Here is a 25890-nt window from a genome sequence, read left to right as displayed (position 1 = left end):
TTAAGGTTGATTATCAATTTCTTTAAAGACCTGAAGCCGAGCATTATTATTTCCTACCAGCAGGAGTTCCGAATTATCCTTTGCTTTGATTTTCTTAATAGTTTTGGCCTCTTTATCAGCTATAAAACCACTGTTTCGTTTCACGGTAAAGCCCCCTTTTTTGTCATTTAAAAGGAGCGTTCCTGAGCTGGCATCATACCAGCCACCTATGGTTTCTGAGGACGTAGAATTCCCTACCAATAAAGCATCCAGATAACCATCTCCATTAAAATCTTTAAGCAGAATACCATATACAGGACTTAACTGAGTTTCAATGGGCAGCACATGGCTCACAAAACCGCTACCCGTATTCTCAAAATAAAGGGTTCTTAATTCTGAAATTTCAGCATGGTAAGCTGCCGTAACTTCCTCAGCCGTGAAAGAGTCTTCAAAACGAGCATCAGCATATTTTCTATAATCTGGGAAACGCCTTTTCATGGAGGGAATTTGAAAAGTCAGAATATCTCTGGTAGAAAGCATCCATTTTTTATGATGTAGATATCTGGTGACTATAGGGTCTAAGGAGCCATTTTGGTCAAAATCAGCAGCATAGATTTCTATTGGTTCATTTTTGGCTGTTTGTAAATTGGTGTTCAGACCTAAATTCCCAGCCATGATATCCGTGTCTCCGTCTTGGTCAAAATCGCCAACAGCTAAACTGCTCCACCATCCGGAAGGGAAATCACTTTTAAAATCGTTTTCTGAAGTTAAAATATACTCCCCATTTCCCTGTTTTGAACCAAAGAGTATTTTAACAGGCATCCACTCACCTGCTATTGCTAAATCAGGCAAACCGTCTTTATTAAAATCTGCAATAACGACATCATTTACCAAACCCAATTTCTGTAACTCGGGGGCCTTTGAGGCTGTGACATCTCTAAATATGCCATTCTCGTTTTCCAATAAGAAACTCTTCACTGGCAAAGGATACTTCCCTGGCAAACACTTGCTTCCTCTAAAAATATCTAGGTCTCCATCTTGGTCAAAGTCAATAGCAACTACCGAAGAACCACTTAAATCCATTTTTGGCAAACTGGTTTCGTACCTATCAAAACCGCCCTTTCCATTATTTAAATACAGCCTATCTTGGTATGCTTGCGAATTCCCCTCTAGATGACTTCCCCCACTTACCACATATAAATCTTGGTCGCCATCACCATCTACATCAAAAAAAAGAGCATCTGTATCTTCATAATAATCTTCTTTGGGTATTTCAACGCTCCTAAAGCTTCCGTTTTCGGTTTGAAAATAAATGTAAGATTTCTGTCCGTAGTCAGAGCCAATAAAGAAATCTTCTAAACCATTATTATCAACATCAGCCACAGCAATAGGAGGCCCATTTTCTGATAATTTATTAATTAGAAGCGGGGTTCTGCCAAAATCATTAAACTCGTTTTCAAAGTGCTCAAAGTCCAAGTCGCTTTTAAACACTTCTACAAACATTGAAGCTGCATCCACGCTAATTTTCTTTTCTGAATTTGGCTTATAGGCCAAATTATAAAGCTCATTTACTTTCAGGTTTCTCTCCGTTTGACTTTCGCCATTAGGCCAAACTATTTCAAGCGAATCTACTGTGGTCAGTTTACCCAAACCGAAATGCAGAAAAGGCTCTACAGAAGACACAAACCCACGTGTAGGGCTAAAATGAGCTTCTTGGACAAGAGAATCGCTATAGATTTTAACTTTTGTGCCTTGCCTGATTTGACTTTCTAAGCTTATCCTAAACCAATTGTTTCCTTTAGTATTATTCCTATAAATACCAGCTGGGCTGTCAATATTGTTTACCACTATGTCCAAATCACCGTCATTATCAAAGTCAGCATAGGCGGCACCATTTGAAAAACTTGGTGTATCAAGACCCCAATTTTCAGATACATCATCGAAAACCAAATCTCCCGTATTCTGATAGCAGAAATTAGGAATTTTGACTTCTGGCAAATTCATCAATTTCAAATAAGCCTCTTTTCTTTTCGCCTGAGGGTCGCCAAAGCCTCCACCGTGTAACTCTTGCAAATAGGCTGTAAAATCAAGATTGGTAACGTCTCTTCTATACCCATTAGAAATGAATAAATCACGAAGGCCATCATTATCAAAATCGGCAAATAGTGGAGCCCAACTCCAATCCGTTTTTTCTACACCTGCTAGTTGTGATATTTCGCTCCATTTCAACTGCCCTTCTTGTGCCATTTGGAGGGTATTACGCATGTATTGCGGTTGATAGCCCATTTTAAGATCCATTTTAAAACGCTCATAATTACTGCCAGGAAGCATCATTTTTTGCCTAACATTGGTGTTTGGTAGCATATCTACCACCATAATATCAGGTAGGAGATCATTATTAAAATCGGCAATATCCACACCCATGGCATTATGGGTTTGATGTTTGAGGTAACTGGCAGCCATGTTTTTAAAAGTGCCGTCCTGCTGATTGACCCAGATTAAATCGTTTGACAGAAAGTCATTAGAACAGTAAATATCTTCCCAGCCGTCATTATTTAAATCGGCAATAGCTACTCCTAAGCCATATCCTTCTATTAAAACTCCAGCCTGAGCAGAAACATTTTTAAAATACGGCTCACTGCCTCCGCTATTTTGATAAAGCCTATCATTGGATGCTCCTTCACCATTTACTTTTTTAGGTCTTAAGGCATTTCTATTATACTTTTCCAGAGCATTAGTCAGTACATAGGCATCTAAGTCTCCGTCATGATCATAGTCAAAAAAAGCTGTTTGGGTGCTATAGCCCATATCGTCCAAACCATATTCTTTGGCCATTTCTTTGAACGTAAGTTCGCCATTATTTTGAGCAGATTGATTTACAAAAAGTAGATTTGCACGTTTGGTGGTATCCTCTACAAAACCTGCAACAGAGATATAAATGTCAGGCCACGAGTCCTGATTAATATCCACCACAGTTACGCCCGTACACCAAGCAGATGTGGCGACACCAGCAGTTTCGGTAACATCATCGAACTTAAAATTCTTTCCTGTATTTAAATAAAGCTTTGACGAAACATGATTTCCCGTAAAAAATACATCTTGGAAACCATCTTTATTAAAATCGCCAATACCTACACCTCCCCCATTATAGAGGTACTCAAACTCCAATACATTAAAGCTTTCGCTTTCCTGAATATTATTAGAAAAATGTACTCCAGACTCTTCTGGTGAAATGAGTTCAAAGCGTTTTTCTGTTTCTGGTTTACAGCCTATCAAAAGACTGAAGCCAAGTAGTAATAAAATCAGCCTCATCTTAAAGCGAGTTCCTTTTAATAAGCACCATCGGAATATTCACACTTTGCTTTTGGTTGCTCGTGATAATAGTTTTTAGAGAAGAGCTCACAGCAGCCGTGTCAGTTTTTATAACGGAAATGCCTCCTGCAATCAACTCTTTATAAATGGAGTCGCCAAATGAAACCAAACCCACATTTTCTCCAATAGTTAAACCCTTTTTCTTAGACTCTTTCACTAAAGAAACCAAGTGATTATTATCAAAAACCAAATAAGCAGCACCGTCTTTAAGCTCTACTTCATCTGGTGAATCAATGATTCTGCCGTCAAGGTTATGCAGCTGAGCAAACAACAGAAACTCAGTGTACCACTCTGCCGGAATGTAGTCATTATCAGTAGTGACAAAATAGAGTTCTTTGTACTGTTTAAAGGCCTCTGCATTTTTTAAAAGAACATTCTTAAAATTAGAAAAGCTACTGTAGTTAATAGTGGAATAGTTTGAAACGGATTTCCTGTTGGAACTTTCAGCATCTAGAAAAATCAATCGCTCATTTGGTATTTTACTAAACACGTTATTCATCTCCTGAATTTCGTTCAAATGTGAAGATACCACCACGAAGTAATGAAAATCTCCAGCCTGCTTTTCCAGCCGTTCTTGGAGGTACTCTTTTTTATATTGATGAAGGCAAATATCTATTTTATAGGTTTTATCAAGCTGTTTTGACAGGTTATTGTAAATGGCCAGGCTCGTTTCTGTTATTTCGCCTAGCACTAGCAATACTCTTTTAACCTTTTGCTGTTCAGTAATAAAAAAGCCTTTTCTATAAGTAGATTTTATATGACCACCTTGAAAGAGTTTTTTGTAGGCTTTTTCAACGGTAGCTCTGGCCATGAGAAACTCTTCACTGGTTTCGTTTATGGAGGGCAATCTATCGCCTGGTTGGTAAACACCATCCTCTATTTGCGATAAAATCCTGTTAGCAATTTGTAAAAACTTTGGCGTTTCGCTTCGCTCATCAATGGCAAAACATGCGTCCGTAGGGTAGGCTAATTCTCTCATTATTTCAAGTAGTTAAAGTAAAGTAATTATTCTATCAGGCTTGAATTTTGCGAAGCTGGTAAATCCTAATTCAATAGGAAAAACCCAACACTAGCACGTAATTCAATTCGGGTTGTTTTTCAATAATTCAAAACTACTTTCAGAGCTCTTAAAGCATTAGGACAAATCGCACAAAAAATAGGACATTGCTCACAGGTACATTGTAAAACACTGATTATAAAAGATAAAGCCCAGTCAAAAGACTGGGCCATATTCAAAAAAAACTACTCGAAATTTACTCAAACTATAAGCTTTAGTATCCTGTATTCTGTACTACGTTTGGGTTCAAATCAATTTCATTAAGGGGTATTGGGTAGTAAAGGTTTTTCGATATATCAAAAGAGACATCATCTCTGGCTGAACTAAAGTCATAGCCTGCTCCCAGGTTAATTTTACCAGCCATGTGCCATCTTCTAAGGTCAAGCCATCTGGCTCCTTCTTCGCCTGCTAGTTCTAGGAATCGCTCTTGATTAATCCAGTCAAATATTTTCGCTTTGTCCGATTCTGAAGTACTGTAGTTGGCAGGAACTGTCCCTTCTGGATTCATATTTCTGGCTCTGGTACGAATCTCATTAATTAAATCAATGGCAGCTGCAGTAGAGCCGCCGCTTTCTAAAATAGCTTCTGCTTTAAGCAATAGTATATCTGCATATCTCAGAATTCTTGGGTTATTGGCAGAACCTACTCCTGTGTTAGTCTTTAATTCTCCAGTACTCCAATACTTCTTAAAACTTAAATCTTCAGTGTCAATGGTTGAAGCTATCCTTGGGTCTCCCTCTTCAAAAGCATCCATAAGTTTCTGCGTTCCAATAAACGGTGCAGAACCAAATAAAGAATAGTGGTTTTCGTAAAAACCCCAATACGCCGAAGTAGAACCTACGCCACCCGCTTGAAAATCATTTGGCAGCCATACATTATCATTATCTGGCTGTGAGGCCTGAAATTCGAATAAAGATTCGTCATTGTTTTCTGTCAAGGCATTAAAATTATCGGCAAAATCATCCATTAAAGACTTGTCTGCTATTTTATCAAGGGCTGCTATTGCGGCAGAAAAACTCTCTGTGCTTTGCGTAGCACTTCCTTTAAAAACCAATGCCTTACCTAACATGCCATTAGCTGAGCTTTTTGAGACTCTTCCCTTATTATTAATGTCCCATGAACTTGGCAAAAGATTAGCAGCGGCAGTAAAATCTGCTATAGCTTGATCTAATAACTCTGTTCCACTAGAATTAGGAGGTGTTATATCTTCCGAAGATTGTATTCTTTCATTTACAAGTGGAGCGGTTCCAAAGTAATTCCAAAGCAAGAAGTTTCCATACCCTCTTAAAAAGAGAGCCTCGCCCATCATATTGTCTTTATAAGCTGCCGTACTAATGAGTCCTGACTCTTCATTAAGTTTTTGGATAGCGGTATTAGCCCTATTTATTAATTGATAGGTAACTTGATAAACACCGTTTACTTTACCATCTGCTGGCTGTAAAGTACCAAACAACTCAAAGGAAACCGTACCCGTAGTGGTGATGTCATCCCCTGGAAGTTCCCAAAAAGCATGAAGTGAATTTCCTCCATTATACCAATAAAGGTCAGTTAACTTAGCGTAAACTCCAATTATGGCTTTGGTATAGTGGCCTTCTTCTGTAAAATAAGATGCCTCTGTGGGCGAAAGCGGTTCTAAGTCTATTCTTGAATCATCACAACTTGTGTAGATGAACATGGAACAGCTTAAAAATGTAAAAATGAATAATATTCTATTTTTCATTGATCTATTCGTTTAAATCGTTTTGAAATTCTTTAAAATGACGCTGTTATACCCGTTGTGAATGACCTTACAGGCGGAATTAATCCTCCATTTGGGCTAGTATCTTCTGGGTCCAGTCCCGTCCATTTGGAAGCCACAAATAAGTTGGTACCTCCTACATAAATTCTAGCTCCATTTATAAAGCCTAATGATTCTAAAGCACCTCCGGGCACTGCATAGCCCAATTGCACATTCTTAAGGCGTAAGAAAGCTGCACTTTCAATAAATCTATCGGAGAATCTATTATTTCCAGCAGGGTCTGACCTTACTGCTCTTGGCATGGTGGTAGAAGGGTTAGCTTCTGTCCATCTATCTAAAGTGGTTGTCCAAAGGTTATTTCCAGCTCCCGACATTCCTTCCCCATTTGCTCTTGCTCCGTTATACCTATATATATCTCCAACTCCCTGGAAGAACACAGCTAAATCAAAGCCTTTATAATTGGCTCCTAAATTAAATCCATAATAAAAACCAGGAATAGTATTGGCCAAGAATGTACGGTCTTCTGCATTTACCACGCCATCAGGAACACCATCTGGTCCGCTTACATCTTGGAAATACATATCACCTGGCTGAAAATTGTCATTATTGTTGCCATCTGTATTATTTGCTTTCCAAGCGTCTATTTCAGCCTGATTTTGGAATATACCACCTACTTTATAACCCCATAGGTAATTCATAGGCATACCCACTTCAATTCTTCCAAACTCACCGCCGAAAGGCTGGTCACGGAATGTCTTTTCTACAGTATTGTCTACCGTAGTTAGGTTACCGCTAAAATTATACTGAAGTTCTCCTAAATTACCGTTATAGCCCAGTTGAAACTCCATTCCTTTGTTTCTGACTGCGGCAATATTTAAAATGGGAGCATTTTGGTTACCCACACTAGCTGGCAAAGCCGCTGCTTGAAGAATACCTGATGTAATTCTATTATAGTATTCTATGGTTGTAGTCATTTTTCCATTAAAAAAAGAACCATCAAAACCCAAACTATATGTTTCTCCAATCTCCCAACTCAAATCTTCCACAGGAAAATCAGGTAAAGAAGAACCATTCAAAAGTGTACCAATTCCGTTTCCATTTCCTGAACCAAAAGCGTAATCAGGTGCATCTGAGATTAACGATAGGTATGCAAAAGAACGCGTCTCTTGGTTTCCTAACCTACCCCAGCCTCCTCTAATTTTCAAATCGTCGATAAACGTTAAATCCTTCATGAAAGATTCTTGGCTAATTCTCCATGCTCCTGAAACGGCAGGGAATGTACCCCATTTATAACCTGGGGCAAACCTAGAAGCTCCATCTCGTCTAACGGTAGCGTCTAAATAGTACTTACTTTTATAATGGTAGCTAACTCTTCCCAAGTAGCCCTGAAGAGCATTATTTTCTCTAAAAGAAGCAGAATTAACATACGGAATAACTGTATTGATATTTCTAAAGGCCTCTTCCGAAAATAAGATTTGAGAAGAACTCCCACTCATGAATTCATAAGAATACTTTTGGTCCATTGCGTTAACTAATAAATCTAAATGGTGATTTTGATTTATTACTTTAGTATAGTTAATGCTAAACTCTTTTATGATGTTGAGGTTTTTTGTATGACGCTCTCCATAAGTACCTTTTGAAGTGCCATTTCCTATATTATAAGGATTTCCGGCTGTTTGCGAGAAAAGATAATTGTCAAATTCCGACCATTGATTTCTTCTGTTATAAAGCCAGTCAACACTCACAGTTCCTTTTAATTTTAGACCTGGTATAGGCTCTAGCTGAGCAAAAGCCGAACCCATATTTCTAAGTAAAGTGTATCTGGTATCTGAAGTGGCTGCTCTACCAAAACTATTATTGTTAGTTTCAGGCCCGTATAATAAATCTACATCACCGTCAAAAATAAACGGAGGTATTGAAGGCAAATACTGCGGACGTGTGAAATTCTCAAATACCTGACCGAGTGCAGGATTAGGAATGAAATTAGCATTGATAGACGGTGCAAACCCATAAGGTCCATTAGGGTCATAAATTGGCTGCCAAGGAGATGTTTCGGCAGCATATCTTAAGTCTCCGTAAGCGTTTCCTTGGTCAATAACTTGATTATGTGACAATCTAAAATTAACCCCTGTGGAGATATACTTATTGACTTTACTATCAACATTCATGGCCAATGAAAGCCTGTCCATAGCATTACCTTGAAGAGAGCCCTCCGTGGTAGAATAGCCTCCAGAAACATAGTATTTGGTAAATTCATTACCGCCAGACACTCTTAAACTATAATCTGTATTTGGAGCATTTGAATTTATCAATGGTGTTTGCCAGTCATAAGTTTCACTATTTCCTAAGTAATTAGGGCTAGAAGCTACAAACTCCTCAGGAATATTTTCTGCCTCATTCGGATTATTAGCATAGGCCTCTCTGTACAGATTAACATATTGATTTACATTTAGCATATCTAATTTCTTTACAACATTCTGAATGCTATGAGAAATAGACATATCAATCTTTGGGGCTCCTGACTTTCCTTTCTTTGTAGTAATTAAAATAACGCCATTTGCCGCCCTTACACCGTAAATGGCTGCCGCAGATGCATCTTTAAGAACAGACATAGACTCAATATCATTGGGGTTAATCATGGCTAAAACATTGACACCTCCTCTGATATCACCCGTCAAGCCGTCTGTTATACCACTTCCATATTCTGTCAATGGAATTCCATCAACCACGTAAAGAGGTTCGGCATAGCCAAAAGTACTAATCCCTCTAATTCTAACCTGAGGTCTTGCAAATGCACTACCGCCAGGTGTGGAGACATAAACCCCGGCCATACGACCTTGCATGGCTAACTCTGGAGACTGTGCTACACTTTTGGAAATCTCCTCAGTTGACACCGTGGAAATTGCTCCAGTCAAATCTTTCTTTTGCTTGGAACCATATCCAATAACCACAATTTCATCCAGTGCTCCTTCTTCAGGTTTTAAAACAATATCATACTGGCTTGCTCCCGTTATTGGTATTGTTTGATCTACATAACCCACATAAGAGAAAACAAGAGACTCCGCCGAGGCGGGTACTGATAAGTTAAATTTTCCGTTAACATCAGTAATGCTACCAATGGTGGTCCCGCTCACCAGAACACTGGCTCCGGGAAGCGGTGTGTTGTCTAAACCATCGTTAACGGTTCCGCTAACAGTTTTGGTTTGAGCCTGAGATTCGATGCATAAGAGAAACATGATTGCCATCGAAACCAGAAATTTAAAACAAGAGTAATTTTGGTTCATAATCTATTTTAATAGGTGAGAATAAATGATTGAAATGCTAAAATTGTAACTTTAGGAGATTTTTTTATCCTATTCTGTCTGTTTGACCATGTCCTTATTTAAGAAAATTTTACTCTTCAGCTTGCTCATTACCAAGTCTTATGCTCAAATAGACTTTGAACATTTAACTACAGCAGATGGTCTATCTCAGAGTAATGTGTGGAAAGTAATTCAGGATAAAAATGGTTTCTTTTGGTTTGCTACATCTGATGGCCTAAATAGATTTGACGGTTATGATTTCAAGGTTTTTAGGCATGAACTAGACAACCCAAACAGCCTACCGATTAATGACATCACCAATGTATTTGCCGATTCTAAAAACGACATTTGGGTTTCTACTCGAAACAATAAACTATGTAGGCTAAATGATGACGGAAAAACTTTTGAGCGTATCCCTTTTAAGTTAGGCGAAAATGAAATTGAAAATATAAGCGTTTCGGCCTTTGAGGAGAAAGATGGTAAATTATGGATAGCCACTGTAACTTTTGGTCTTTTCTATTACGACTATGAAAAACAGAAAATTTTCAGAAGTGAAATACCTGATTTTCGAAAATCAATTACAGCTCTTTTTAAAGATGAGCAAGGCCTTATGTGGATAGGAAACACCGATGGAGAAATTATGATTTACAACACTGTTTCTCATTCTGTTTCTACCTTTAAAATACCTAGAACATCAAACAACAAGTCTTTTCACTATAATATCAATTTCATAAAAAAAGATTCTCGTGGAAGAATTTGGGTGGGAACAGCAGGAAGAGGTCTCTTTGAATTTAACATTCAATCAAAAAGCTTTAGACAAGAGCTTCTTGACCCTAATTTATATGAAACTGTTAATCTCATCACCGACCTCATAGAAGACCATGACAGAAATTTATGGGTTCTAACTGATTATGGAGCATATTTTTACCCGAATGGAGACAGCAAAAAAAAGAAATACTTGCTCCCAGACCCTGATAATGAGAAGGGTTTAAGCACACACGCCTTAAAAAAGGGAATATGTGATAGGGATGGAAATATAGTAATAGGGACCTGGCAAGGTGGTATCAATATAAAATATGCCGAAACTAAAAAATTCAATTCGTTTAGACATCAGCCTTTTAATGCTCAAAGTTTACTCACAGACCGGGTGACGGCTCTAGCTCATGATGAGGAAGATAAAATTTGGGTAAGTTCTACTAAAGGTCTAACCGTAATATCAAAAAACAGAAAACACTTTGACCGCTACACTTCCGAAAACTCTGGCTTGCCAGCAAATGATATTAACGCCATTTTAGCAACTGAAAACGGAAATATCATTATCTCCACATGGACAGAAGGCTTTTCTCTTTATGAAACTAAAACACGTAAATTCCTCCCTTTTAAACTAGAAGGAAGTAAATCTGTCAAAACCTTTGCACGGGCAGGAAACGGGAAAATTTGGATTGGTACCATGCAAAGAGAACTCTATCTATTTGATGAAAATACCAAGTCTGTTGAAAAAGTTACGCATAGCACTGTTGAAAAAATACTAAAAGAATATGACGTGAACCTGCTTTTTCAAGACTCTAACCATAATCTCTGGATTGGGACTTATATATCAGGCTTAGTAAAATGGAATTTAAAAACAGACGAGGTCAAAGTTTTTACCGCCAACGATAAAATTGGCTCTTTGCCCTGTAATGCCATATCTGCCATACATGAAGACCTTCAAAAAAGAATATGGATAGGTACCAGTGGCTGTGGGCTGCTGCTATTTGACCCAAAAACCGAAATTTTCCAAAGCAAAAACACCAAAGACGGCCTAATAAATAATAATGTAGCCAGCATTTTAGAAGACCGCCAGCAAAATCTATGGATAGCTACTAATTCTGGCATATCGTTATACGATCCTTTTTCTGAGAAATTTGAAAACTATAATCAATCTGATGGTTTGGTAGGCCATGAATTTGTCAAAGAAGCAGCATCACAATTACCCAACGGAGACTTGGCCTTTGGTAATATGCAAGGCATGGTGGTTTTCAAGCCAGAACAAGTTAGAAAGAAGACATCTGCCCCCAATTTATTTTTAACCGACTTAAAGATATTTAATGAGTCTATAGACCAACAAAATAGTAATGCTCCCACTAAACTCGATATGACTAGAGCTACCGAACTAATTTTCTCTCCTTTTCAAAACATCTTTACTATAGAATACACTGCTCTCTCTTTTCACCCCTATCACAATATCAAATACGCTTACAAACTTTCAGGTTTTGATACTGACTGGAATTTCGTAGGTGCTCAGCGTACCGCTCCGTATTCTAATTTGACGGAAGGCACCTATACATTTATGGTAAAAGCTTCTGAAGGTAATAGCCCATGGAGTCAACCTAAAATGGTAAAAATAACTGTTTTACCCCCTTGGTATAGAAGCTGGTGGGCCTACGGACTTTATACCATTTTGTTTCTAGGACTAATAATAGCTTGGAGACAAAACATTCTGGTAAGAGAGCGACTCAAAGCCGATATCAGAATTAAGCAACTAGAAACTGAAGCAATTAAGGCTCTTGACGACACCAAATCAAACTTCTTCACCAATATCTCTCATGAATTTAGAACGCCACTAACCCTTATTTTAACGCCATTAGATAAACTCATAAACGACCGAAGTCAAAAGAGCCAAGTCAAACACCAGTTTTTAGTTATGCAGCGAAATGCTCAAAGGCTGCTAAGGCTTATTAATCAAATATTAGATTTATCGAAAGTAGAAAGCCAAAGCCTGAAACCTGAAATCACTCAAAATGATATCATTGCGTTTATTATACGAATTGTAGAATACTTTGAAGATTTAGCCAAAAACAAAAACATTAGTCTCACTTTCCACACAAATGTGAAGAGCCATCAAGGTTACTTTGATGCTGATATTGTAGAAAAAGTCATTTATAACCTTCTTTCAAATGCCTTTAAATTCACGAACGAAAATGGGGATATCACAGTCAAAGTAAATATTAATGAAATATCTCAAGCCTTAAGCTTTCAAATTGAAGATTCTGGAATTGGCATTTCTAAAGAGGATATGTCGCACCTTTTTGAACGGTTTTATCAGGCTCAGGGAGAAACTAAACAGAAGAAAACAGGCTCCGGAATAGGACTGGCACTTACCAAAGAACTCGTTGATTTACATTTAGGAACCATAAAAGTAGAAAGTAATGAAGGAGTAGGCACCATGTTTCAGGTTGAGCTTCCCATGGCCGTTTCGGCATATCCTCAAGACTGGCTAAACTCCGCCAAAGACCTGGATGTACCTCAGTTAAAAACTGTCAAACACAGCATTGAAACCACACAAAGTTCTCAAATATTAACCAATACTTTAAAACCTCTCCTTCTCATAGTAGAAGATAATGAAGAGCTACGTCAATATTTAAGGGAAAGCTTCCTGCAAGATTACAGAGTCATTACTGCCGAAAACGGTAAAAAGGGAATAGAAAAAGCTAAAAGCCAAGTGCCTGATTTGATAATTTCTGATTGGCTTATGCCCGAAATAGATGGAACTGAGTTTTGCACAGCCATCAGGAAGAGTGAAAAAACAAGTCATATTCCATTTCTGCTTTTAACTTCTAGGTCTGCCAATACCAGTCAAATGGAAGCTTTTGATATGGGTATTGATGATTATATCACCAAACCTTTTAACCTGAATATTCTGGAGACTAAAGTAAAAAGTCTTATCAAAAATCGTGAACTACTGAGAGACAAGTGGAGTAAGAAAATACTAGCCTCCCCTTCTGAAATAGAGCTTCCGGCTATGGAGGAACAGTTTATCAAAAAAGCCGTTTCTATAATTGAAAAGAATATTGATGATTCCAACTTTGATTCTGAGCAACTAGAAATAGCCATGAACATGAGCCGAATGCAATTTTACAGAAAATTAAAGGCCGTTATGAATCTTTCTGGAACAGAGTTTATAAGACAAGTAAGACTTAAAAGAGCTATTCAATTAATGGATAGTGGTCATTTTAATGTTTCGGAAATAGCTTGGCAAGTAGGCTTTAACGACCCCTCTTACTTCAGCAGATGCTTCAAAAAGGAATTTGGCGTATCTCCACTAAAATATAGAAGCGAAAAATCAGACGACAATAAATTCTAATTAACCTCAAAAGTTTGTAACTCGTCAAAAACCGTAATAAATAGTGGGTAATTTTCCCCTAGATTATTAAACTCTGCGTTTTCTTTATTTAATCTATGTTTGGTGACTTTAGCTTTTAAAACGTAAGTGCCTTTTTGATTTATATCAGTCTCTAATCTGAAGGTTCTTTCTTCACCCGGAAGCATGTTAGTGTCAGACAGCTTTTTTGCCTCGGGGTACCATTCCCACTCTTCTCCTATTCTAAAACGCTCGGTTTTTATCAGTTTCCCAGCTTCTGTAGAAAGCGTTAATTCAATCATAAAAAACCTTTCAGGGTCGCCAGTAGGCACTTTATGCCCTGCATTTTCATTTTTTAACTTTAGTTTATAAATGAATGCCTCCTCATATAAATAAGACTTCGCTAGCTTATCTGGATAAAAATTATACCCATTAAGCATAGTAGTTTTAACAGAATCAAACTTTGGAATACCCGAACCTGAGAAGAAATGCCTGTGGCTTTTCCTTACAGGATAACCAGGTACAAGACTTCTTTCTACTTCTTCCATGTGGCAATCTTTACAGTTTTTCTCGCCATAAAAAGGTCCTGCCTTCCACTCGTCACCCGTTTCAAAAGTACAGGCAAGTGTTGGTGTTATAACAGCATTGGCATTATGACAAGAGATACACAGGTTTTCGGACAACAACTCGGGGGCCACATTCACTTTATGAGGTGCCATGCCGGTACCTTTAGTTCCAATAATTTCATTATTCCTGACATGGCAGCTGGCACAGTTTATACCCTCTTGCTGCAATTCTCTATCAAAAAACGGATTTCTCTCTTTAACTGGTCTGTAGATATCGCCATTGATAAGGCCCGTCACTATTTCTTCTTGCTGATTTTGAAGCGGAATATGGCAATTAATACACATAAACGGACTTGATTCTTTCTGAAGTTCTGCTTGAAACTGTAGGTCTGTCCAAGCGTGAGCGTGCGTAGCCAGTTTCCATTCGGCGTAATGCTCTTGATGACAAACGCCACAATCTTCCGATTTCAGTGAAATTAAACCTTCAGGAATTTCTTGATGAGGCACTGGTTTTTCCCATGACTCCGTCAAAGGAGTCACTTTTTCTCTAAAAAAAATGGCATAAACCACCGCTCCTATAAAACCAATGGCAATAAGAAAATAGATTATTCGCTTCAAATAGATTTATGTTTTTAACAAAAATACATCAAAGCATTTTTAACTTAGGTGATTTTTATCACAAGTAACCTACTCTTCTTCCTTAATTAAAGGATTGGGCATATTTTCAGGCGGCAGAACCTCTAACATCATAGAAACTTTAAACCCCGGAAAAAGAATAGGCATATTGTCAAGTGAACTTTCAACTACAGTAGAAGAAGTACTAAGTGGTTTTACAGTATAGCTCTTAACTTTAGCCTCTTCTGACTTAATTAAAGACTCCCCATGCGAATAAGGAATTTGGGCGGAAGCTGCAGTTGCGATTAGTATAAAAGGTAGCGTTAAGTGTTTCATTATTATGAATTTATGATGTATTAATAAATTTAGACAATCAACTTATAGCCAACAAATTATTTAACATTTGATTATTTTGCTACAAACTCACTTAGTATGTCTTACATTCTAAAAATATACATAAACGTATATAAATATACAAAAATGAGAACTTTAATTCATACATTTGGTTATGAGAGTGATTACTAAAGGAACCCTGCGAAGCTTTTGGAAGGAATACCCAGACAGTGAACAGGAACTTAAGTATTGGTATCGGAAAATGAATTTGGCAAATTATAAAAATCCTAATGAGGTTAAAAGTGACACACCCTCTGCAGATAATGTTGGCAACAATAGGTATGTCTTTAACATTTGTAGAAACAAATACAGGTTAATTGTGGTCTTTAGATACGGGTTACAGAGGGTTTACATTCGGTTTATTGGAACCCATAAAGAGTACGATAGAATAACCGACATAAAACATATTTAGAAACATGGAAACTATAGCAGAAATAAAATCAAAAATTGCCCCTATAAAATCAGAAGAACAGTATGAAGTTTATCTAAAAATCATAGATAAGCTGATTGACTGTGAAGAAAATACTCCAGAAGAGGAGCTACTAGAGCTGGTTTCAATTTTAGTAGAAAACTACGAATCCATACACTACCCCATTGAAGCTTCAGACCCAATTGAAGCCATTAAAATCAGAATGGAAGAACTTGGCCTAAAACGAAAAGACTTAGCTGAATACTTTGGAAGCGTCAGCAGAGTTTCCGAAGTATTAAACAGAAGAAGGCCTCTTTCTTATGAAATGGCTAAAAAGATACATCGTGGTTTAGGTATTTCTGCTGAGACCTTACTTTCTTAAATAATCTGCGGAATTTAAAAATCCAAATGACAGTTCACCCATTCCTCGTCAAAAGTGGTTCCATATTTTTTATAGAAGGCAATGGCTGATTCATTCCAGTCTAGCACCTGCCACATCATACCTGTACAGCCCACTTCCTTTCCCTTCTCAATAACCGCTTCAAAAAGTAGTTTCCCTGCTCCTTTACCTCTTAAGGACTCTTTTACTACCAAATCTTCCAGATAAATACGTCTACCTTTCCATGTCGAATATCGGTAATAATATATAGACAGACCTACCACTATACCGTCAACCTCCGCCACAAAAGCCCCAAAAATAGGATTCTCTCCGAACCCATCTTTCAGCATTAACGCTTCCGTATTAGTTACCTGCTCTGGAGCTTTTTCATAAAGAGCTAATTCTTTTACCAAACCCATCATAGCAGGCACATCAGCCGCTATGGCCTCTCTTATAACCGTATTCATCTAAATTTCTAATTAATTGTGTTGTACATAATGGTCCCATTTGGCTATCAGGTCTACCATATCTTCAGGTAGTTCTGAGTCAAACTGCATCCACTCTTCTGTTTCAGGGTGTTTAAACCCAAGAGACTTAGCATGCAGAGCCTGACGTGGCATAATTTTGAAACAATTGTCGACAAACTGCTTATACTTTGAAAACATATTCCCTCTTAATGCTCTGTCTCCCCCGTACGTAGTATCTCCAAAAAGCGGGTGACCTATATGCTTCATATGAGCTCTAATTTGGTGGGTACGCCCTGTTTCTAGGTTACACTTCACAAGGCTTACATAACGCATTCTTCTTATAACCTCATAATGCGTAATGGCCACTCTGCCATGTTCTCCTTCAGGAAAAACCTCCGATATCCTTCTATCTTTAAAACCTCTTCCTAGGTTAGCATTTATGGTACCTTTATCCTCTTTAGGTTCGCCCCACACCATGCAGTAGTATGTTCTTTCGGTGCTATGGTCGGCAAATTGTTTCGCCAAATATTGCATAGCATACTCCGTTTTAGCAATTACCAAAAGGCCTGTGGTTCCCTTATCAATTCTATGAACTAAGCCCGGTCTTATAGTTCCGTTTTTAGACGTGGGAAGGTTCTTAAAATGGAAAACCAATGCATTTACTAAAGTACCATCCCAGTTGTTAAAACCAGGATGCACCACCATGTCGGCATCTTTATTTACCAATAAGACACTATTGTCTTCATAAATAATATCAAGCGGAATGTCTTGCGGAATAACTTCTGACGGCTCTTTTGGCGGTTTTGCCAAAGAAATAATGATATTATCGCCAGGCCTAACCTTATAACTTGATTTTACTAAATTTCCATTAACTTTTACAGACTCACTATCTATAGCGTTCTGAATCTTGTTTCTAGAGCTATTAGTATGGTGTCCTATAAACTTATCAAGCCTAAGTGGTGTTTGTCCGGGGTCCGCGGTAAGATTGAGATGTTCGTACAACTCATCGTCTTCCAAATCGTCTTCTATATGTTTCTCTTCCAAAAAGATGTAATTTTAGCCCGCAAGTTACCTCTTTAAAATTGGTTTTTGAAAAACACATCCTATATCCTACCCCATTAGAAAAACTATCTAGTCCTCTTTTTGACCAGAAAGGATTGGAGGTATGGGTAAAAAGGGACGATTTATGCCATCCAGAGGTCTCTGGAAACAAATTTAGAAAACTTAAGTACAACCTTTTAAAAGCTAAAGAGAACAAAAAAGAAACGCTAATCAGTTTTGGCGGAGCTTACTCTAACCATATTTATGCCTTAGCAGCCGCTGCCAATTTATTTAATTTTAAATCAGAGGCTATTATACGAGGGCAAGAGCTCAATGAGGAATCAAGCCCTACGCTGGCATTTGCCAGTCAAAAAGGGATGAAAATGCATTTTGTCACCCGTACTGACTATAGGGATAAAAAGACTTTAAGTTCTAAATTCTCAGGTGAAAGCAAGTTTTTCATTCCTGAAGGTGGAAGCAATCCTTACGCCCTACCTGGCTGTGCTGAAATTATTGATGAAGTTTTAAAAGAAATTACACCAACTCATTTTTGTTTGGCCGCAGGCACAGGGGGCACTGCTGCGGGTGTATTATCAAACAAGAATTATAAAGGCGAAGTCTACGGATTCCCTGCTCTAAAAAACGGAGGTTTCTTGATAGATGAAATTCAAAACTTACTTCAAAAACCAACTGACAGGCTTCGTTTTTTTGACGACTATCATTTTGGCGGCTACGCCAAATACAATGATACACTTCTGAAGTTTATCAAATATTTTGAGAACGAATTTAATATTCAATTAGAGCAAATTTACACCGCAAAACTATTTTACGGCATATTTGATTTGATAGAAAAGGGGCACTTCCCTACTAGCTCCAAAATAGTCCTCTATCACTCTGGAGGGCTTCAAGGAAGATTATCCGGTCTTTAAGCTCGATTGAAATAATTCAAGAAACAGAAAGAGTATTTGACAATACCCTCCATTACACTTTATTTTTTCATAAGACAAAATGAATATTTTTTATTAACTTCGTTATCAATACACTACAAACTTTTCACAAAAAAATAATGATGCGAACTTTTCTTTTCCTAAGCCTACTTTCAATTTCATTTTTATCTTTCTCGCAAGATAATGTTGCCTACTTTTTGGATAAAATTTCTACAGCATCATCAGGCTCACGAATAGATGTAAATGCAGATGGAGATACCATACTTGTTTCTGAATATAATGCCAAAAATGTAAGACTAAACACGACACAAGCCTTTGAAAAGAAGTATTTAGGCACTCCCTATTTCAAAAATGGTTGGTTTAAAGAAAAGGTGCTTTTAGAAGGTGGAGAACCTGTAGAAGGCCTAATAGCCTTTAATTTAGAACAAAACACGCTTTATTACTCCAAAAACAAGTCAACACCTTCTGTGGAGTTAAAGCCATTAGAATTTCGAATAAACGGACATAACTTTTCTAGATATGAAGATGAGATAAAAGGAGCTGGCGATTATTACTATGAAACTCTTTCCTATTCTGAACCCATGCTTCTAAAACTATATGACTGTAAATTTATACCTTCTAGCTCTGGAGTAAGTACTGGGTATGGTTCTTCTAATTCTAGCATTTATGAGGGTGAATTCGAGAAAAGAGAACGCTTTTACCTTGTAGTTGACAATAAAATGGTCTTAGTAAGTCATAAGAAATCTTTCCTTAAGAATTTGGGGAAGTATAGTGAAACTGCCTCATCTATTGTCAAAAAGGATAAACTAAACATGAAAAAACAAGGAGATATTCTCTCCCTGTCTAAATCTCTAAGTGAAATATGAGTTGAATTAACTACAAAATGTACTGACTCAAATCTTTATTCTTAACAAGACCAGAAAGCCTTTCCGTTACTTTTTCTTTATCAATCAGCAATTTAGAGCCTGATTCTATCTTATCTGGAACGTCAAACAGGATTTCATTTAGTAAATGACTCATGACCGTTTGTAACCTCCTTGCTCCTATATTTTCTACTTCGCTATTTGCCTCAAAAGCTATTTTTGCAAGTTCCTTAAGAGCTTCATCGTTAAATTCTAAATCTACTCCTTCGGCTTTCAGCATAGCTACATACTGTTTAGTTAAGGCATTTTTAGGTTTACTAAGTATTTGATAGAAGTTTTCTTCTGTCAAAGACTCTAACTCCACCCTTATAGGAAAACGCCCTTGTAGTTCAGGAATTAAATCAGAAGGTTTGGAAACATGAAAAGCTCCCGCAGCTATAAATAGGATATGGTCTGTATTTATAGATCCATGTTTTGTGTTTACCGTAGAACCTTCTACTATGGGTAGCATGTCTCGCTGCACACCTTCACGGCTTACATCAGGACCACTTTTACCTCCACCTGCTGCTATCTTATCTATCTCATCAATAAATATCATCCCAAGGTTTTCAGCTTTCCAGATAGCTTCTTCTTTTACCTCATCCATATCAATGAGTTTTGCAGATTCTTCTTCTAAAAGAATCTTTCTAGCTTCTGAAATAGGCAACTTCCTTTTCTTATTTTTCTTTGGCATCATGCCACCTATCATTTCCTGAATATTCATCATGGAAACATCATCAATAGGCCCGCCCATTACACCAATTGGCGAAGCAGAAGAGTTTTGAACATTGATTTCAATCTTCCTTTCGTCTAATTCTCCTCTCTTCAGTTTTCCTCTAAAAGATTCCCTCGTTTTCTCATTCAGCTCTTCTTCTTTTGTTGAAGCTACACCTTCAGGAATGCCAACTTGAGCTTTCTTAGACATTGGTGGGATAAGAATATCCAATATTAATTCTTCTACCGTATCTGCTGCTTTTATCTTTACTTCTTCCTTTTTGGCTGTTTTAACTAAATTGACCGAATGTTCCACCAAGTCACGTACCATGCTTTCTACATCACGTCCTACATAACCTACTTCTGTAAATTTTGAGGCTTCGACCTTTGTAAAAGGGGCGTCTGCTATTTTTGCTAGCCTTCTAGCAATCTCTGTCTTACCCACACCCGTAGAACCAATCATCAATATATTATTAGGAACTATCTCGCCACGAATCCCTTCGTCAGCATTCATCCTACGCCATCTATTTCTAAGAGCTATCGCTACGTTTTTCTTAGCGTCTGTTTGACCAATGATATATTTATCAAGCTCTTCTACGATTTGGCGTGGCGTGAGATTCTCTATCTTTTTTGACATCTAGGTTTTTCTTTAATTTGGAGTTTGCAAAGCAAATCAATCTTTCGGTCTTTCCAAAAGAAAGGATTCTGGAATGGAAGAACATCAAATGAGGGAGAAATCATTCCGTTTAAGTCGGAAAATTAGATGCTTACTTTACTGACGGACCACAAAACGCTGTGTTAACTTCTTTTCGCCATCTACCGCCATGGTAAGAATATACAAACCATCTGGCCAAGAAGAAACATCAATTTTTTCTGAATCCTTTTTCAAATCCAGAACATATGAGCCCAACTGCTTCCCATTAATACTGAATACAAACACATCAGCACTTCTAGCAGTCTTAGGAATTAAATAATCCACGTTTAAGTCATCTTTAACCGGGTTAGGATAAATTTTGGCTACTGTTATAGCTTCTGAAGTACCTGTTGGAATCATTGATGAGCTTTCACAATCACAAACACTTATGTTTACAAATTCACCAGGAACCTCGTCTACTAAGCTCTTCACTTCGGCTTCTACCAAGGCACTCCTTGTGTCATTCTTTTTATCATAAAAAGCTACAAAATACTTCCCTACTTTATCTGGTCGGAAAGAATTCCCTTTGCCAACCTGGTTAATACCAAGCTCGTCAGAATACCAATAAGTCTTCACTTTTTTACCTCCATCATTCTCTACTTTGAGCGATGGCATAACTCTAGCTGGACTGTAATATTCTACTGTACTTGCCAGTTCTGGCATTTGCATTAATTGTCCATTACAATCTGGAGCATTTACAATTTTGAAAGAACGACACTCACCACTCATATCGGTGGACACCAGAGTTACATTAGGCATAAAAGCTGGAATATTGTCTACCCTATAATACCCTCCTCCAAGAGAAGTAACATATCCTGAACTTGAGGTAAGTGGTAAAATATTCAATCGCCTTAAAAAGTTTGTTAATACAGGAAAACTAAGGTTAGATAAGGCATAGTAAACTTTCTCTACCACACTCCAATTATCATTAACAAGGTGAACCACCATGCTATAACTATCTACTGTGGTGTTACAATAAACAGAATCTACTACAATGGCAGGGCCCTTACAGCTCTCCACTAGAATAGGGCAGCAGGAGTTAAATGTACATTCTCCTATCTGTTTAGTATAGGTGTACTCGCCACCTTGCTTTATACTTAAAGAGCTGTCGGCATTAATTTCTGCAATGGTTGAGTTTGTAGTTTCATTAATGGCTGAAAAATTACCTGCCGCGTCTTTATAATACCACGTAAGGTTAGCATAACTGTCTAAACTTACTCTATACACTTCGTCTTTTTTTATGGCAATGGGCACTGATACACAACTGGTAGCTGCAATAGCGTGTGAGTTATCTTGTGTAGGTAGCTGCTGTCCGTAAAAAATAGTATAACTATTTGCCTTTGAAACATAAGAGGTAAGGTATGACAAACCCTGCTCTTTAACTCGAGCTCTTATGATAAGCTTCGGCTGCTGTCCAGGTTTCAAATTTCCTATTTGCCAAACATTACCTATGGGTGTAAATTCTCCTATATCTGCAAAGAAATAAACTAGTTCTAATGATTCGGAAAAGAACTGTTTTAGCTCAAGATTAGTAGCTGCTTGCCCTCCGTTATTTTGAACTATGGTAGTAAAGGTTATGATATCGCCAATTTCAGGGGAAGGGTTATCTACTCCTTGAATTACCTCTATCTGTGTATAGTCTAGCTTTTCAGCAAAATTAATATGAGAAAGATGTACGGATTGCTCTGTAGAACATTGCTCTGTCTTATTATAGAGCTTTATTTTGTATACAGCATCAAGACTTGGATTTTTTATACCTTTTATCTCAACGCTTGACTGACCTTCAACTAGCTCAGAAGCCAGTGAAAAATCGAATGGTGTGTTGTTTTCTAGGATTTCAAAATGAGTAGCATTTTCAATACCGGAAATAATAATTTTACCATCACTAGTTTTAGCGTTGGTAACGTTTTTTCCTCCTACGCTAAACGTAGGAACTTTGCAACTGTTTATCTTTAGGGTATTGGCATCTTGCTGAGAAAAAGCTGGAAGAATACTTAGAAGAAAAAGACACCCAATAAACACTTGTTTTATTGTAGTGACAGCGGAACTCAAAATATTTGGGTTTCCATAATTCATTCTAATTCTTATTATATCAGGAAGTTGTTTTTAAGTAAGTAGTAGAATGCCTTTTAAAAAAATCAAAGGCTTTAAAGAAAGCTAGCCCAGGATTCCTCCTGGACTAGCTTCAAAGTATAAAATAAATCTTATAGTGTTCTTGTGATGCTTGCTGGCTCACAATACCCTCCAGGGCACACACAATCTTTCTCTGTTAAATCCACGGTGCCAGTTTCTACACAACCAAACTCATTTGTTATTTGAATAGCATAAGTAGTTGGGCCAGACCCCACTGTAGGGTTTGTTAAGTTAGAAGCAAAGGCTCCACCGTTTGCTCTCATGTCAGTTCCTGTTTGAGAAGGTTCACTCACAGCACCAGCGTCAAATACAGCACCTGGGTGCCATAATAACACATCTGAATCACGATAGTCCGTAATATATAACCTTGCGTCGTCTTGAGCTGCATCACCCACACAAAGTGCGTTTACTGCGATAGGCTCAATATTCGGTTTTGGATTAACAATCACACGAAGATCTTCCATTGGGCCTTCACAAGATAAGGTAGTAGAACCTCCTGCTCCATCCGGAACTGAATACTCCCATTCTTCCCATACCAGCCCGTAACTCGAACCAGCGTCAGTAGTGGTAGGTGTTGGTACTGCCACTCCATCATCTGTAAAGCCTGGGTAAGTCCAGTGTGTATATGTATCTGAAGGAGACGTTATACTTACTGGAGATGGCGTTAAATGATTATCTAGGGAGATTGCTGTTTCATCTAAACAATACACAGGGTCTTCAAAGCCAGGTCTCTCTGGCGTATCTTTAATATAGACTATGAGTTCCGCATTGTAAGATTCACAACTTGTAGTTCCGAAGGTCTGTGTTACATAAAACCTAAGTGTATCTACTGCAGAAGCATCTGGTGTAGGAATTACTGGATCTGCTGGCGTTCCTCCAGCTCCAGTAGCTAATGTGTCATCATACCAAGTTAGTGTATAGTCTCCAGAAAGTGGAGTTGCAGTTAAAGGTAAGGTAGTTTCGGCACCTTCACAGTATGCCAAGTCATATACCACTGGCGGTTCGGGTAAAGCGTTAATATTTACTACAAATGAATCAGGATAAGACTCACAACCATTGCCGTCAGTTTGCGTAACATAATATGGTCCGAACTGTCCAGCTATAGAAGAATCTGGTTTATTAGAGGCGAAAGCTGTTGTTGAAAATGGTGGGTCTAAAGCAGTAGTTTGATACCAACTTAGGAAATCACCACCTGTAGAATCTACAACGTGTTCAATCAATTCAGCAATCTCCTCAAATTGACAGTAAGTACTATCTTTCATTACAGGAGGAGCTGGAAGAGGATTAACTAACATAGTTACGGTATCCGTCTTTGCACAATATGTATCAACGGAACCAGAAGTAAATGGACTCGTAAAAGTTTGAGAAACCTGTACTACATAATCTCCAGAATGTGTTACAGGATCCGCATCTAAAATTCCAACACTATCACCTACCGCTGCAAATGTAACAGCAGAATCGGCTTCATACCACCAGTTAAAGTCATAATCAACTCCAGGGTAATCTGTCATATTGGTAACGGTTAACTCAATCTGTTCTTCTTCACAAATAGGTGTATTAGAAGAAGCGATTGGCTTCTCTATATCAGTAATTACAAATTCAAATGTAGTAGAGTCTATACATGTGGCATGAAGTTCGTCTAAAGCTTTAATTTTATAATGATATGTACCTGCAGTTTGAGGTAAGGTAGATAAATCTAATGTCAAAGTAGTTTGACCTACAATAGTATCTGTAGTAGGATTATCTGTTCCATTATCATTAAACCACTGATAAACTACTTGACCTCTATCAGAATCATAATCTCCAGGAGCAGTATCATCTTGAGCTAATACTGTAGGAAGTGTCTCACTTAAGCAGATAGCTGCTGGCGGCATATCTAATAAGTCAGGTCTAACACCTTGTACAATATCTATAGGACAACATCCTACTGCATCACAACTAGTATTCGTTGGATGATCGTATCTAAAATTATAAGAACCTACAGATAATATAGTTAAAGATCCATCAGCATTAATTGTATATTCTCCTGGTACAGATACTGTAATATCGGAACCATCTTTCTGCCATGTAATACCTGTATAAACATCACTTATTAAAGTAAAATCAAATGAATCAGTGGTACACCAATCCCAAGGAGTAGAGATACACGTAGAACTCTCATCGTCTTCATCTTCAAAAGCACTTCCTCCACCTTCATCTAAAGGCATAGAATCTAATTCTTCTACTGTCCCTGTGGTAGTTTTCACCTCAGAACCAATTTGAAAAACACCTCTTTCATTAACTGTATAAGTTAATTCTAACGTATAAGTAGCTCCAGCAGGAACAGTTCCCACACTCCAAATTAGCGTACCTTCATCGTAAGTTCCATTACCTCCGGTATTCGATGTACCCGCATTATAAACCAATCCAGAAGCTGGTTCGTTTATAACAATTTCAACACCTGTAGCATCTACCGTATTTACACCTGCATTAGAGTCGTCGTTTGTTACAGAGACGGTCACTATCACAGTGGCACCTACTGTAGTGGCGTCACCACTTTTAGCTACCGTCACATCTAGATCAGTATAATCTGGTTCTGCTGACCAGTTAACTCTAGGTAATACAATAGTTGAATCAGAATAACAGCTATTGTCAGGCATTTGCACTCTTACTGTGTATTGCTGCCCGGCAGGAGTTGCTGGATTTGCCAAACCTGTAGCAATATAACGCCCTAAGGTATTTGTCTCAGAGGCTGCAGTAAGCGAACCGTAAGTGGCTGAAGGTGTACCCGAATAGGTAGTACCTGAAGAATAGTCTACAATATAATCATTGGCTGGTACACCAGACAACACTAATTTAGCGTCACCTACGCCTTCCGCAGATTCGTCAATAGATTGGACAGTAAATTCAATTTTTTCGGCACACTCAGTTTGGGCGAAGACTTTAGTATTCGCTAAAATTAATAAGCAAGCAGATAAAAGAATGAATCCAAACCGTCCAAGCCCTTTCATGGCGAGCTTTTCTCTGTTTTTAATCAATAATTCCATTTGATTTGATTTGAATTAAATAATGTTTAAAATTTA

Annotated in this window: 16 protein-coding genes; 5 read left to right on the top strand and 11 right to left on the bottom strand. The window is 37.8% G+C overall.

What is annotated here, in order from left to right; genetic code table 11:
• The 4 genes from AADJ06_RS15435 to AADJ06_RS15420 all read right to left on the bottom strand — a co-directional run bounded on the left by AADJ06_RS15435 (position 1) and on the right by AADJ06_RS15420 (position 9430).
• Entirely contained in the window at positions 1-3291 is a 3291-nt protein-coding gene (locus AADJ06_RS15435) for a VCBS repeat-containing protein (protein ID WP_341227378.1), read from the bottom strand.
• Between the two features lies 1 nt (position 3292).
• Positions 3293-4330 carry a GntR family transcriptional regulator gene (locus tag AADJ06_RS15430; protein WP_341227377.1) on the bottom strand — a complete coding sequence of 346 codons (1038 nt, stop codon included), beginning with the start codon at positions 4328-4330 and terminating at the stop codon, positions 3293-3295.
• A gap of 292 nt (positions 4331-4622) precedes the next feature.
• Positions 4623-6128: a RagB/SusD family nutrient uptake outer membrane protein gene (locus AADJ06_RS15425; RefSeq protein WP_341227376.1), complete on the bottom strand. Its 1506-nt coding sequence runs from the start codon at positions 6126-6128 to the stop codon at positions 4623-4625.
• A gap of 32 nt (positions 6129-6160) precedes the next feature.
• Positions 6161-9430 (bottom strand): TonB-dependent receptor, encoded by a 3270-nt coding sequence (locus tag AADJ06_RS15420; RefSeq protein ID WP_341227375.1) that lies wholly within the window; start codon positions 9428-9430, stop codon positions 6161-6163.
• 88 nt (positions 9431-9518) lie between these two features.
• Here AADJ06_RS15420 and AADJ06_RS15415 point away from each other — a divergent pair, with 88 nt between their 5' ends.
• Positions 9519-13571 carry a two-component regulator propeller domain-containing protein gene (locus tag AADJ06_RS15415; RefSeq protein WP_341227374.1) on the top strand — a complete coding sequence of 1351 codons (4053 nt, stop codon included), beginning with the start codon at positions 9519-9521 and terminating at the stop codon, positions 13569-13571.
• On the opposite strand, the gene AADJ06_RS15410 is transcribed toward AADJ06_RS15415, so the two are convergent.
• Both AADJ06_RS15410 and AADJ06_RS15405 read right to left on the bottom strand, forming a co-directional pair.
• Positions 13568-14752 carry a multiheme c-type cytochrome gene (locus tag AADJ06_RS15410; RefSeq protein ID WP_341227373.1) on the bottom strand — a complete coding sequence of 395 codons (1185 nt, stop codon included), beginning with the start codon at positions 14750-14752 and terminating at the stop codon, positions 13568-13570. The two genes, AADJ06_RS15415 and AADJ06_RS15410, sit on opposite strands and share 4 nt — an antisense overlap.
• A gap of 69 nt (positions 14753-14821) precedes the next feature.
• Positions 14822-15085, bottom strand: coding sequence for a hypothetical protein (locus AADJ06_RS15405; protein WP_341227372.1), 264 nt, complete (start codon positions 15083-15085; stop codon positions 14822-14824).
• A 172-nt stretch (positions 15086-15257) separates the two neighbouring features.
• Between AADJ06_RS15405 and AADJ06_RS15400 the strand changes: the two genes are divergently transcribed.
• On the top strand, positions 15258-15554 hold the full coding sequence (locus tag AADJ06_RS15400; protein WP_341227371.1) for a type II toxin-antitoxin system HigB family toxin: 297 nt from the start codon (positions 15258-15260) through the stop codon (positions 15552-15554).
• A gap of 4 nt (positions 15555-15558) precedes the next feature.
• A complete protein-coding gene (locus tag AADJ06_RS15395) occupies positions 15559-15933 on the top strand; it encodes a helix-turn-helix domain-containing protein (protein WP_341227370.1) in 375 nt (124 codons plus the stop codon).
• A gap of 14 nt (positions 15934-15947) precedes the next feature.
• Here the strand turns inward: AADJ06_RS15395 and AADJ06_RS15390 are convergent, their stop codons facing one another.
• Both AADJ06_RS15390 and AADJ06_RS15385 read right to left on the bottom strand, forming a co-directional pair.
• Positions 15948-16397 carry a GNAT family N-acetyltransferase gene (locus tag AADJ06_RS15390; protein ID WP_341227369.1) on the bottom strand — a complete coding sequence of 150 codons (450 nt, stop codon included), beginning with the start codon at positions 16395-16397 and terminating at the stop codon, positions 15948-15950.
• A gap of 12 nt (positions 16398-16409) precedes the next feature.
• Entirely contained in the window at positions 16410-17441 is a 1032-nt protein-coding gene (locus AADJ06_RS15385; RefSeq protein ID WP_341227368.1) for an RluA family pseudouridine synthase, read from the bottom strand.
• A 38-nt stretch (positions 17442-17479) separates the two neighbouring features.
• Here AADJ06_RS15385 and AADJ06_RS15380 point away from each other — a divergent pair, with 38 nt between their 5' ends.
• Complete coding sequence (locus AADJ06_RS15380) at positions 17480-18367, top strand: pyridoxal-phosphate dependent enzyme (protein ID WP_341227367.1); 888 nt, start codon at positions 17480-17482, stop codon at positions 18365-18367.
• A 137-nt stretch (positions 18368-18504) separates the two neighbouring features.
• Complete coding sequence (locus tag AADJ06_RS15375; protein ID WP_341227366.1) at positions 18505-19251, top strand: hypothetical protein; 747 nt, start codon at positions 18505-18507, stop codon at positions 19249-19251.
• A 10-nt stretch (positions 19252-19261) separates the two neighbouring features.
• Here AADJ06_RS15375 and hslU read toward each other — a convergent pair whose 3' ends face one another.
• The 3 genes from hslU to AADJ06_RS15360 form a co-directional block, all read right to left on the bottom strand.
• Entirely contained in the window at positions 19262-20638 is a 1377-nt protein-coding gene (hslU, locus tag AADJ06_RS15370) for an ATP-dependent protease ATPase subunit HslU (protein ID WP_341227365.1), read from the bottom strand.
• Between the two features lie 135 nt (positions 20639-20773).
• Positions 20774-22771 carry a T9SS type A sorting domain-containing protein gene (locus AADJ06_RS15365; RefSeq protein WP_341227364.1) on the bottom strand — a complete coding sequence of 666 codons (1998 nt, stop codon included), beginning with the start codon at positions 22769-22771 and terminating at the stop codon, positions 20774-20776.
• Between the two features lie 128 nt (positions 22772-22899).
• Positions 22900-25854, bottom strand: coding sequence for a hypothetical protein (locus tag AADJ06_RS15360; RefSeq protein ID WP_341227363.1), 2955 nt, complete (start codon positions 25852-25854; stop codon positions 22900-22902).
• Positions 25855-25890: the final 36 nt, after the last annotated feature.

It is taken from the genome of uncultured Arcticibacterium sp., assembly GCF_964021845.1.
Classification (GTDB): Bacteria; Bacteroidota; Bacteroidia; order Cytophagales; family Spirosomataceae; genus Arcticibacterium.
This window is presented reverse-complemented; position numbering and strand designations above follow the sequence as displayed.